Annotated in this window: 7 protein-coding genes; all 7 read left to right on the plus strand. The window is 66.3% G+C overall.

Features of this window, described 5'->3' with window-relative positions:
• Positions 1–311: 311 nt before the first annotated feature.
• On the plus strand, positions 312–3,170 hold the full coding sequence (locus V4558_05750) for a serine/threonine-protein kinase (protein ID MES2304988.1): 2,859 nt from the start codon (positions 312–314) through the stop codon (positions 3,168–3,170).
• A 68-nt stretch (positions 3,171–3,238) separates the two neighbouring features.
• Positions 3,239–3,499 (plus strand): hypothetical protein, encoded by a 261-nt coding sequence (locus tag V4558_05755; protein MES2304989.1) that lies wholly within the window; start codon positions 3,239–3,241, stop codon positions 3,497–3,499.
• Entirely contained in the window at positions 3,496–7,002 is a 3,507-nt protein-coding gene (locus V4558_05760) for a caspase family protein (GenBank protein MES2304990.1), read from the plus strand. Before V4558_05755 ends, V4558_05760 begins: the two co-directional genes overlap by 4 nt.
• Before the next feature lie 39 nt (positions 7,003–7,041).
• A complete protein-coding gene (locus V4558_05765; GenBank protein ID MES2304991.1) occupies positions 7,042–8,784 on the plus strand; it encodes a CHAT domain-containing protein in 1,743 nt (580 codons plus the stop codon).
• Positions 8,785–9,076: 292 nt separating this feature from the next.
• Entirely contained in the window at positions 9,077–10,480 is a 1,404-nt protein-coding gene (locus tag V4558_05770; protein MES2304992.1) for a multicopper oxidase family protein, read from the plus strand.
• Positions 10,481–10,496: 16 nt separating this feature from the next.
• On the plus strand, positions 10,497–11,204 hold the full coding sequence (locus V4558_05775) for a hypothetical protein (GenBank protein MES2304993.1): 708 nt from the start codon (positions 10,497–10,499) through the stop codon (positions 11,202–11,204).
• 194 nt (positions 11,205–11,398) lie between these two features.
• Positions 11,399–12,691 carry an acetyl-CoA hydrolase/transferase C-terminal domain-containing protein gene (locus V4558_05780; protein ID MES2304994.1) on the plus strand — a complete coding sequence of 431 codons (1,293 nt, stop codon included), beginning with the start codon at positions 11,399–11,401 and terminating at the stop codon, positions 12,689–12,691.
• Positions 12,692–12,748 lie beyond the last annotated feature (57 nt).

The raw sequence follows: 12,748 nt of genomic DNA on the forward strand, positions 1-12,748 counted from the left end.
TCCAGAGAGATGAGGGAGACGGTAGAGGTTACTGCGAGAAGGGAGAAGGGAGAAGGGACGGGTGATGGGTGATGGGTGATGGGTGATGGGGTTGTCATCCTGAGCGGAGCGAAGGAGCGATGCTCCGCCCCCTCGCTTCGCTCAGGGTGACAACTCTCCCTCCTCCCTCCTCCCATCACCCATGACCCGTCACCCATAACCCGTCCTTCCTCCGGCCTTGCGGAAAGACCGAAAATCCGGCACAATCACCCTCCCACCATCCCCCAAGTCGCGATACCAGCCCACACCGTCCGGAATTCCGGGAGCCCGCATTGTCCACCGCAGACGACTCGAAGGACGCACTCGCGACCGCCCTGGCGGATCGCTATGAGTTGCTCCGCGAGATCGGCCGCGGCGGGATGGCCACGGTGTACCTCGCCCGCGACCTGCGCCACAACGCCCAGGTCGCCATCAAGGTGCTCCGCCCAGATATCGCGGTGTCGGCGGGCGGGACGCGCTTCGCCCGCGAGATCCAGATCACCGCAGGCTTGCAGCACCCGAACATCGTGACGGTGCTCGGCTCCGGCGAAGCAGCCGGGATGCCGTACTTCGTGATGCCGTATGTCGAAGGCGAGTCGCTCGGCCAGCGGTTGCAGCGCGAGAGCCGGCTGCCGCTGAACGAGGCGGTCCGACTCGCGGGAGAAATCGCGGAGGGACTCGCGCACGCGCACGCCGCGGGGTTCGTCCATCGCGACATCAAGCCCGGCAACATCCTGCTCTCGCACGGTCACGCGATGATCGCCGACTTCGGCGTCGCAAAGGCGCTCGAGATGTCGGCCACCGAACGGATCACCGATTCGGGGTTCGCGGTCGGCACCGTGACCTATATGAGTCCGGAGCAGGCCGGGGCACAACCGGTGGATGGCCGCGCCGACATCTATTCGCTCGCCTGCGTGTTGTATGAGGCACTCGCGGGGACGCCGCCGTTCACGGGACCGAGCGCGCAGGCGATTCTCGCGCGCAACGCGGTGGATCCGGTGCCGAGCATCCGGACGCTGCGGCAGAGCGTGCCGCAGGCGCTCGAGGCGGCAATCGAGAAGGCACTCGCGAAGGTGCCGCAGGATCGCTGGGCCACCGCGACCGAATTCCGCGACGCGATCACCGAAGCGGCGACGATGCCGATCATCACGGCAGTCACGCCACAGGCGAAGCCAGCGTGGTGGCTCAGGCCGCGCACGCTGGCGATTGCGGCGGGTGTTGCGGTCATCGCGGCTGCGGCGTACTGGCGCACTTCCACGGCAGCGCCGCCGCTCGAAAAGAATCGCGTGATTGTCTATCCGCTGGTGCTTCCGGCCGACTGGCCCGGTGCGAAGACGTCGGGCGAAGATGTCGCGACGGTGATTGGCAGCGCGATGGATGGCGCGGGACAGCTGCGCTGGGTCGATGGCTGGCAACTGCTGCAGCCGGCGCAGCGCGACAATATCCGGATGATGGCGGTGGCCGAAGCGATGAAGATCGCCAAGGAACAACGCTGCGCCTGGGCAATTCTCGGTCGACTCGTCGCGCGTGGCGATTCCACCGACGTCTTCCTCGAGCTCTATGATGTGCAGGGCGATTCGGTCGTGGTGCGCACGCAGGCGAAGAGCGCCGCGATTGCCGAAGGGTGGCGCGGCGGGATGCGCGCGGTGACGGAAATTCTGCCGACGCTGATCTCGACCACCGTTCCTGACGTGGAAAGCGAGTGGAAGGCGCGCCCGCCGCAGGCTGTCGCGCATTTCCTGCTGGGTGAGTCGGCGTTCCGGCGCGTGCAACTCACCGGTGCGCTGAGTGAGTTCCGCGCGGCGGTCGAAGCCGATTCGACCTTCGGCATCGCGGCCGTGCGCGGCGCGCAGGTCGCGACCTGGAATCACCAGCCGAAGGAAGCAGGGTCATTGCTGGGCGTTGCGCTGCGGCAGAAACTCTCGCCGCGCTACGCGCTCTTCGCCACCGGCTTCCAAAGTTATCTCGACGGCCGCGCCGATTCGGCCGCGGCGCAACTCCGCGCGGCACTCGCGCTCGACTCGACCATGTCGGTGGCGTGGATGCAGCTGGGCGAGGTGTATACGCACCTGCTCCCCACCGAAGGGGAAACCGACTCGCTCGCCGAGGCGGCGTTCGGGAAGGTGCACGCCCTCGACTCGGCGGTGACGGCGCCGCTCTATCACCTGATCGAATTGCGCGCCCGCCGAGGAGACCAGGCTGGCTCCGCGACCCTCGCGAAGCAGTTCCGCGCCGCATCGGCCGACAGCCAGCTTGCGCGCGAGGCGATGCTGGTCTCATCGTGCGGCCCCAAGGGATTCTCCGGGGTGGACCTCAAGGCGTTGGCGCGGGAGAATCCGCTCGCGCTGGTGGTGGCGGCCAAGTCATTGGGGGCGTCGAGCGCCACCGCGAGCTGCGCCCGGGCGAGCTACCAGACCCTGCTGCGCGACGACACCCTGAAGACTGATGCGGCCGACGGCCGGCGCTTCACCGCCCTCCTCGGCCTCGTGAACGTGATGGTCGGCGCCGGGCAGGACGAGGCGGCGGACAAACTCATCGCCGACTTCGCCGCCCGCTGGGGCTCCGGCTCCTCCATATATCTGTTGGCGGCGCCAGTGGTGCCGGCCTTCGCCGACCGGGCGCGCGCCGTAGCGAAGCAGGATTCAGTTACCAGCGGCGCCAACTATGCGGCGGTTCGCTTTCCGGTCCGGCTCTGGGAGCTGGGGGTCTGGGCGGCGAAGGAGGGGCGGGCGTCGGTGGTGCGGGCGGTCGCGGCAGACCTCGCGACCCGATCGGCGAGTGGGGGCCGCACCGATTCCCTGCTCGCGGCCTCGATGGCGGCCCATGCCGCGCTCGTCGGCGGTGATTCCCTGCTAGCGCTCCGGCAGTTCGAGCGGTTGATTCAAGCGGCTGCCCCGGTCGATCAGCTGACGTGGAACGAAGCCGCTTCGCTGGGCCTTGATCGACTCGTCCTGGGCAGGCTCCTGATCTGGCACAAGGAATACGCCCGCGCCATCGGCGTGCTGTCGATTCACGACTCGGCCCTGCCGGCCGTGTATCCGTTGTATCTGAGGGCGAGTCTGGCGCTGCGCATCGAAGCCGCCACCGCCCTCAATCAGGCGTCGCTGGTGACCGCGCTGCGCGCGCGGATGACGGCGATGTCGGGTAGCTGATTCAGCAGGTTCCGTTCACGAGTACCCGGAGGACACGATGTCGAACAAGGAAGAAGCAGCTGATAGCCGTGAAGGTGCCACCGCTCCGCCACCAGCTGGTGGCCGTGAAGGTGCGACCGCTCCGCCGCCAGCCGGTGGACGTGAGGGTGCGACTGCTCCGCCGCCAGCCGGTGGACGTGAAGGTGCCACCGCTCCGCCGCCTGCGGGTGGACGTGAAGGTGCGACTGCTCCGCCGCCGGCTGGTGGACGTGGTGGTTCCGAGAAGCCGCCGCAACCTGGCAAGTAGTCCGACCACGGGACCCGTCTCCTCAACCGACTCGAGCCGATGAATTCTCCGCAGGCAGCCATCACGCAGCGCGCACTACTCATCGGCATCGAGGATTACCCGGGACTCCCCAAACTGCACGGCTGCATCAACGACGCCCGGTTGATGCAGGCGATCTTGCGCGACACCTTCGGCTTCCCGGCCGAGAATATCACGCTGCTCGAGAACGAAGCGGCGACGCGCGACGCGATCCTGGCGGCGTTCGACGCGCTTATCGCGGCGACCAACCACGATGATGTGGTGGTGATCACCTACGCCGGTCACGGCTCGCAGATGACCGACCTCGAGGGGGATGAGCCGACCGGGCTCGACTCGACCATCATGCCGTATGACTCGGAAGGGTGGCAGGGGAAGAACCGCGACATCACCGACGACGAGATCGGGCTCAAGCTCCAGGCGCTCGGCGAGCGGACCTCGTGCATCACACTGATCTTCGATTCCTGCCACTCGGGAACCATCACCCGCGACGCGATGGGGACCGGCGGGCGCTCGGTGCCCGCCGATACCCGCGCACCCGCAGCACTCGGTCGTTCACCGGTGCCGGGCGTGCTTCCCGATTCTGGCGCGACGGGGCCGAGCGGCTGGATGCCGGTGACTGAGAAGTACGTGGTGATCTCGGGGTGCCGCGACGAAGAGACTTCGTTTGAATACAACCCGCCCGAAGGGGCCGGTGAAGTCACTCACGGCGCACTGACGTACTTCCTCGCGCAGCAGCTCAAGCAGGTCACGCCGACCACCACCTATCGCGACATCTTCGAGCGTGCGGCAGGGCTGGTGAACGCGGTGCACAGCGCGCAGCATCCGCAGATGGAAGGGAAGTCGAATCGCGTCATCTTCGGGATGCGCGAGCTGGTGCCGCAGAAGTTCGTGCGAGTGACGAAGCGCGACGGTGATGCGGTGACGCTTGCGGCGGGGGTAGCGCAGGGCGCCACGGTGGGCTCGGTATACAGTGTGTATCCTCAGGGGACCAAGACGCCCGAGGGGCTCACTGCGCTGGGCGAAGTGGAAATCACCGAAGTGAGTGTGGTGTCGGCGCAGGCGAAGGTGCTCTCCGAGGCAGTGGCCGCCAGCATCGGCGCCGACTCGCGCGCCTTCGAGACGAAGCACGCCTACGGCGATTTCCGGCTCGCGGTGGCGCTCGACGCCACGGGTTCCGATGCCGACGCGCTGCAGGCGCTGCTCGACAAGTCGACGCTGCTTAAAGTCGTTGCCGACGATGCGTCGCCTTCGATCCGGATTCAGCTGCTGCCGAAGCGCGATGCGGCGGCACCTGGCGATCCGGTCGAGCGCGCCGGCGCGCTGCTGGAGCCGATGTGGGCCGCGACCGGCGAGAGTGGCGACCTGGTGATGCCGCTCAAGCGGGCGGCCGACGCCGCCACCGTGCGCGACAACCTCGAGACGCTCGCGCGCTACCGGCAGGCGCTCGCGCTCGAGAATCCCGACCCGCAGAGCAAGCTCCGGGGCAAGTTCACGCTCGACCTGCTCAAGAAGGATGCGACTGGTGCCTGGGTTGCGGCCGAGCCTGAGACGGCGGGCGGGACCATTGTTTACACCGAGGGCGACGCGATCGGCTTCAAGGTCGCCAGCACGCACGACGCCGAGGTGTTCATTGCGCTGGTGGACTTCGGGCTCACCGGCTCGGTGAACCCGCTGCGGCCGCCGCAGGGCGCGCCGGCGTCGCAGGAGAAGCTGGGGCCTGGCAATCACTACACCATCGGCCCCGAGATGAAGCAGGCGCCGACGGTCGGGTGGAGCGCGGGCTTCCCGTTCATCGACAACGTGGATCACAGCCGCGAGGCCGAGGCGATCGAGACCGTCAAGCTGTTCATCACCGAACAGCTCGCCGATTTCTCGGTGATCCAGCAGGCGGGAGTGCGCGGCGAGGGGCGGAAGAGTTCACCGATCGGCGACCTGCTGCATCGCACCTTCCACGGCGCGCCGACGCGCGACATCGTGATGGCGCCGCCGGCCGAGGAGATCAAGGACGACTGGACCACGGTGTCGCGGAGCTTCGTGGTGCGGCGGCGGACGTCGGCGCCGCTCAACGACAGCGGCACCGCGCTCAACATCGGCAACGCCACGCTGAGCACCAAGGGGATGAGCGGCACGGTGAGCGCCTTCCTGGGGAAGCCGGCGCGCGAAGAAGCGGCGAAGCTGGTCGGTGATTCGCTCAGCGCGGCGCTTGCCGACAGCGGCATCGATGTGAAGCAGACGATTGCCATCACCGGCGCGGCGGAGACCGGCCCGGTATCGCGTGGCGCGGGTGATGCCCCGACGATGCAGCTCACGCTTGCCGACCCGGGACCGGGCTTCGGCCAGCTGGTGATGTCGGCCGACGAACTTGGGGTGGTGAGCTGGCACTTCGCGCCGCCGCAGGATGGCAGCGGGATGCGCGGCGGGATCAGCACGGGCCCGGCGAAGCGGAGCTACGACATTCCGCGCGGCATCCCGACCGAACCGCCGAGCGGGAACGCGAGCCGCGGCGTGATTGGTGTGCTGGGAAATAAGTTCCTGAAAGAGATGATCTTCCCGCTGATCGATCCGATCATTGGCGAAGTGAGTGCCACCTTCGTGAATCGGATGGAGCAGCATCGCTGGCCGTACCGGGTGCGCGCCTTCGGGCCAGGCGACTACGCCGGTGACAGCGCACCGGCGCTCGATGCGGCGGGGTGGTCGCGGATGTCGGGCGGCCGGGCGCTACTGATGGTGCACGGCACCTTCTCAAGGTCGCACCTCGCCTTTGGCGCGCTGCCGAAGGAGTATGTCGAGCAGTTGCACCAGATGTATGGTGGGCGGGTCTTTGCCTTCGACCATTTCACGTTGTCGCACGACCCGAAAGAGAATGTCCGCCGGCTGCTCGCGCAGATTCCTGAGGGGACGTCGCTCGACCTCGATATTATCTGTCACTCGCGTGGCGGGCTGGTGAGCCGGATCCTGAGCGAGAAGCAGGGCGAACTCTCGATGGGGAAGCGGCAGTTCAAGGTCGGCAAGGTGGTCTTCGTGGGCGCGCCGAATGCCGGGACCGGCCTCGCCGATCCGAAGCATCTGAGCGACGTGATCGATGTCTTCACCAATTTGCTCTCCTTTGTGCCGAGCGCTGGCGTTACCGACACGCTCACGATGATCATGGGCGTGATCAAGCAGCTCGCGGTGGGAGCGATGAAGGGTCTCGACGGGCTCGAGTCGATGAAGCCGGATGGCGAGTTCGCGAAATGGATCAACGCTGGTGCGCGCGCTGGCGACACGCGCTACTATGCCCTCGCCGCGAACGTGACGCCGAAGGACCCTGGGCTCAAGCACTTCGTGATGGCGCGCGGACTGAACAAGCTGATCAACGGCGACAACGACCTCGTAGTGCCGACGGCAGGAGTCTGGGACACCAATGGCTCGGGCTTCTTCCCGATTGCCGACAAGCTGGTCCTCGAAGGCGACGAAGCGGTGTCGCACACCAAGTTTTTCGCCGACCCCACGGCACGCAAGCAGATCCTCGAGTGGCTCGGGGCGTGATGCCCGGCCAGCGAGTGCATATCACATCGGAGCGGGTGCATGGACTTCCTTGATTTCGAGATCCACATCGCGCCGGGAACCGGCCAGGACTATCCCATCCTCGTGGTGAAGTCGCCGGTGGGCGAGGCGAGCGGGAATTTCCATCTCCCGTTTGACGCCCCGGGACTCGAGAACCATCTCAAGGGCGTCGAGATCGCGGTGCTGAAGTCGGGGTCGGTCCGGCGCGACATCGTGATGGCTCCTGACGAGTCCGAATCGGTCAGCGACTTCGGCAAGAAGCTTTTCGGCGCGCTCTTCGTTGATCAGGTCGCGACGGTGTTCCGCCGGAGCCAGGACGCCGCGCGCGCCCAGCGGAAGGGACTACGCGTACGGCTCCGGATCGATGCGCCCGATCTCTCGACGCTGCCGTGGGAGTTCATGTACGACCCCTCCACGGGCGACTACATCTGTCTTTCGTCGGAAACGCCGCTGGTGCGCTATCTCCAGTTCGATCGCGCGCCCGAAGAACTCACCGTCAAGCCGCCGATCACCATTCTCGCGATGGTCGCGAGCCCGAAAGACCGCCCGACGCTCGACGCCGCGCGCGAGAAGGAGCGAATGCAGCAGGCCACGGCCGGCTTGCAGGCCGCGGGGCTGCTGCAGATCGAGTGGCTCGAGGGCTCGACCTGGCGCGACCTGCAGACGACGCTGCGCCGCAAGGACTATCACATCTTCCACTTCGTGGGCCACGGCGGCTTCGATCCGGCGATGGGCGAGGGCGTGCTCGCCTTCACCGACGAGGCCGGCAACTCGCAACTGCTGAGTGCCACCGAAGTCGGCCGCCTCCTCGGCGACGAGCGCACCCTCCGCCTGGTAGTGCTGAACTCCTGCCTCGGCGCCAAGGGGAATACCACCGACATCTTCTCGAGCACTTCGGCCACACTGGTGCGCCGCGGTGTGCCGGCCGTGGTCGCGATGCAGTACGAGATTTCCGACCTCGCCGCGATCGAATTCTCACGTTCGCTCTACGAGGCGATCGCCGATGGGATGCCGATCGACGCGTCGGTCGGCGAGGCACGGAAGGCGATCAGTGTGTCGGCGCGCAATTCGGTCGAGTGGGGGACGCCGGTGCTGCACATGCGTTCGCCCGACGGCGTGCTCTTCACCATCGATGGGCCAACTACGTCGCAGCTCAAGGCGACCGGGACTTATCGCGCCCCGGCGATCGTGGCGCCGCCAGCACCTCCCGTCGCGGCCGCAGCGCCGCCGCAGCAATTCATGACTCCGCCCGCCTCACCGCCGCCGGCACCGCCTTCGGGTGGCGGCGTCTGGAAGGGTGTCGCGATCGGCGGCGGGATCATGGTCGCAGTGATCATCGGGATCCTCTACCTGCTGGCGCGCGACCCGGCCACGCCCGACACCGCGACCCAATGGGTGGTGCAGTTCGAGAGCGCCGACACCAACCATCACGGTGGCTGGCGCCGGGCCGACGGCAGCACCTGCGTCTGGAACAGTTATGAGGACGGCTTCAACCTGCCGTATGTCCAGGTGCCGAGCCCCGAGGGTGAGACCTGGCTGGTAAGCGAGGCGCCGGAGGAGTTCCGCAAGGACAACGGCACCCTCGACGATTCGGCCGAGGTGCATCTCTTCTTCAAGAACAGCGGCGGCGAGGTCGAGGCGTTCGCGGGGGATTCGGGCCGGCGGACCAACGACATCTTCGGCCGGCACGTGAATGTGACGCCGAAGTTCGGGCCGATTCCGGCGGCGGGGTTGCCGGCGTGTGAGACGGAGACGCCGAAGTAGGGGTCAGAGACTAGAGACTTGAGACTAGAGACTAGAGGGGTGTCATCCTGAGCGGAGCCCGCGAAGCGGGCGGAGTCGAGGGAGATGGTCTCGACGGTGAGAGGGTGCTCCCTCGACTGCGCTCGCCTTCGGCTCGCTCCGCTCAGGATGACAACACCCTGCGGCCGCTCCGCTCAGGATGACAATTCCCCACCGCCCGGGGCGACAGCACTGGCCCGCGCCCCGTTTAGCCCGTACCTTAGCAACGCATTAACCCCCCAGAAGCCGCATCCAGACAATGAGAGAAAGTCGCATGGTTCGTTGGTCGATCCTGCTGGCTACCCTGATTCTTGCCCATCCGGCCAGTGCTTCGGCCACCCCCGGAAGCGTTGGCGACACCCTCAAGAACCCACCGATCCTGGTCAACCGTTCGACCCGGCCGCGGATGGTGGAGCTCTACCTCACCTCGGCCAAAGCGCAGATGGCGCTGGTGCCGGGGAAGCCGACCGAGGTCTTTGCGTTCAACGGGACGGTGCCGGGGCCGACGATCGACCTGCGCGAAGGCGACAGCGTGGTGGTCCATTTCACCAACAATCTCAATGAACCGACCTCGGTCCACTGGCACGGCCTGCATCTGCCAGCCGATATGGATGGGTCGCCGCTGATTCCGGTGCCGCCGGGCGGGAAGAAGGACTATCGCTTCTTCATCGAGCCGAACACCGCCGGGACCTACTGGTATCACCCGCATCCGGATATCCGCACCGGCTATCAGGTTGCCAAGGGACTCTACGGCGCGCTGATCATCCACGCGGCGAAGGATCCGCTCCCGGCGATGCCGGAGAAGCTGCTGATCCTCGCGGATAATCGCTTCAATCCCGATGGCTCGATCAACTTCTCCGCGCCGCGCACGCCCGAGGCGATCGTCGACGAGGAGAATGGTCGCGAAGGGAAGGTGATGCTGATCAACGGCCAGGTGATGCCGACCATCAAGATCCGCAGCGGCGAAGTGCAGCGCTGGCGGATCATCAACACCGGTGCCGCACGACTCTATCGCCTCAGCATCCCGGGGCAGCCGTTCCTGCAGGTCGGCACCGATGGTGGGCTCTTCGAGAAGCCGGAAGAGATCAAGGAGCTGATGCTCTCCAACAGTGAGCGGGCCGAGATTCTGGTGCGCGGCACTGGCGCACCGGGAAGCAAGACGATCGTGAAGAACCTGCCGTATGATCGCTACACGGTGCAGACGCGCCCGGCGACGTGGAATGAACCGCACAACCTGCTCACGCTCGCCTACAGCAGCGAGCCGCGGGTGAAGCCGATCGCGATTCCGGCGGTGATGCGGGTGATTCCTGCGCTCGACACGATGAAGGTGTCGGTCCGGCGGAACATCGTGCTGTCGCAGGGGATGATCAACAGCAAGATGATGGATATGAAGCGGGTCGATGTGCGCGCGAAGCTTGGCGCCTATGAAATCTGGACCATCGAAAATGTGGTGGGAATGGATCATCCCTTCCACCTGCACGGCTATCGCTTTCAGCTGCTCGACCGGAACGGCGTGCCGGAGAAGGTGCGCCGCTGGAAGGACACGGTGAACGTGCCCAAGCATTCGCGGCTTCGCTTCATCGTGCACTTCGACGCCAATCCGGGCAACTGGATGTTTCACTGCCATATCCTCGACCACGAGGATCACGGCATGATGGGGGTCCTGCAGGTTTACTGAACCGGGGGGAGAGGTGATGACACAGTTCGTCAGTTGGTCCCGAAGTGCTGGACTGCTCGTGCCCGTGCTGTTGCTCGCCGCCTGCGCACCGAAGGCCGCAGAGCCCGCGGCGAAGGCCGATTCCTCGACACCCGCCGTGACCGAGGTCGCGATCGCGCCCGGTTCGGCGCAGCAGGTCGCCTATGGCCGCGACGTCGTGATCCAGCACGACTGCTCCGGTTGCCACGGCGGCACGCATCCCGGCGACAAGGGCTGGCTCGCCGGAGTGATGAGCCCGCTGCAGGAATTCCAGATCGGCGCCTGCTCGTTCGCGAACCCGAAGGCGAAGCCGTGCTTCGTGACGCGTCCGCGCAACCTGACGCCCGATGACTCCACCGGCCTGGGCCGCTTCACCGAGCGCCAGATCTTCAACGCGCTGCGCTTCGGACTGCGCCCTGAGACGACACCCGACGTGGAGATCACCGGCAGCACGCCGGGCCAGGGGAACTTCCCCGAGAATCCGCACTACCTCGCCGTGCCGATGCCGTGGCCGTCTTGGCGGCATATGCCCGACAAGGAGCTCTGGGCGATCGCGGCGTATCTGAAGCGTGGCCTGAAGCCGTTCGCGAACAAGGTGGCCGAGAGCGATGGGCCGCCCGACTTCTGGGCGTCGGCGTATACGGTCGACAAGATCGGTCCGTATCCGGTGGCGGCGTTCCCGACGGCGAACGAAAAAGGACAGTAATCGTCGATCGATGGTCGATGATCGTCGGTCGATAGTGTCACCCTGAGCGCAGCGAGGGGGCGGGGCTTTCTCTTACGAGCGAGCTCCGCCCCCTCACTTCGTTCAGGGTGACAACTCTTTATCAGAGCTCCGCCCCCTCACTTCGTTCAGGGTGACGCGGTGTAGCTTTCCGGGTCACTAACCTCGGAATTGTTGTGAACGTTCTCACCGACTGGACATCCCGCGCTGGATCGAGCGACGACGTGGTCGCTTCGATCCGGAGCGGGATGAACGTTTTCATCCACGGCGGCTCGGCGACGCCGACGCCGCTGATCGAGGCGCTGGCGCGACGCACCGATCTCGAGAATGTGACGCTCTACCATCTGCACACCGAAGGACCGGCGCCGTTCGCGGCGGCCGAGCATCAAGGGCGCTTCCGGTCGGTGTCGCTCTTTGTGGGTGGCCCGCTGCGATCCGCCGTGCAGGCCGGCGTTGCCGACTACATCCCGGTCTTCCTCTCTGACATTCCGGCGCTCTTCACTTCCGGGCGGATCCGGCTCGACGCCGCGCTGTTGCAGCTCTCGCCGCCCGATGCGCACGGCTACTGCTCGCTCGGTACCTCGGTGGATTGCGCGAAGGCCGCGGCCGACGTCGCGCCGCTGCTGCTCTGCGAGATCAATCGGCGGATGCCGCGCACGCACGGCAATTCGTTCATCCCGCTCGATCGGGTGGCGCGCTACTGCGCGACCGGCCACCAGCTCCATCAGCACGCGCCGTCGCCGGAGAGCGAGGCAGAGGCACGCATCGGTGATCTGGTGGCCGGGCTGGTGGAGGATCGCTCCTGCCTGCAGATCGGCATCGGCGGCATTCCCGACGCCGTGCTCCGCCGGCTGGGCGAGAAGCACGACCTGGGGGTGCACACCGAGATGTTCACCGATGGCCTCGTGGCGCTGGCTCAGGCCGGCGTCATCACCAATCGCTACAAGAATGTCCATCCAGGGCGGACGGTGACGAGCTTCGTGATCGGTACCGACCGGGTCTTCGACTATGTCGACGACAATCCGCTGGTCGAATTCCATCCCTGCGATCACACCAACGACACCGCAAGGATCCGGCGCAACGATCGCGTCGTGGCGATCAACTCCGCCTTGCAGGTCGACCTCACCGGCCAGGTCTGCGCCGACTCGCTCGGCCACCGGATCTATTCAGGGATTGGCGGCCAGATGGACTTCATGCGTGGGGCCGCTCTTTCGCGCGGAGGCAAGGCGATCCTCGCCTTCACGGCGACGGCGGCGAACGGCACGATTTCGCGGATCGTGTCGGAACTCAACCCTGGCGCCGGGGTCGTCACCACGCGCGGGCATGTACACTGGATCGTGACCGAGTTCGGTGCAGTGGACCTGCACGGCCTGCCGTTGCGGGAGCGGGGGGAGGCGCTGGTCAGTATTGCGCATCCGGATTTTCGGGAGGGGCTGAGAGCTGAGCTGAGGGGGATTCGGCATTTTTAGAAGAAACGTCGATCGATGGTCGATGATCGTCGATCGATGTTGTCACCCTGAGCGCAG

Source organism: Gemmatimonadota bacterium (genome assembly GCA_040388535.1).
Classification (GTDB): Bacteria; Gemmatimonadota; Gemmatimonadetes; order Gemmatimonadales; family GWC2-71-9; genus Palsa-1233.

Bases quoted from the DNA above. Each gene is read 5' to 3' on its own strand.
- V4558_05760 (MES2304990.1), top strand. From the start codon at position 3,496: ATGAATTCTCCGCAGGCAGCCATCACGCAGCGCGCACTACTCATCGGC.
- V4558_05765 (MES2304991.1), top strand. From the start codon at position 7,042: ATGGACTTCCTTGATTTCGAGATCCACATCGCGCCGGGAACCGGCCAG.
- V4558_05770 (MES2304992.1), top strand. From the start codon at position 9,077: ATGGTTCGTTGGTCGATCCTGCTGGCTACCCTGATTCTTGCCCATCCG.
- V4558_05775 (MES2304993.1), top strand. From the start codon at position 10,497: ATGACACAGTTCGTCAGTTGGTCCCGAAGTGCTGGACTGCTCGTGCCC.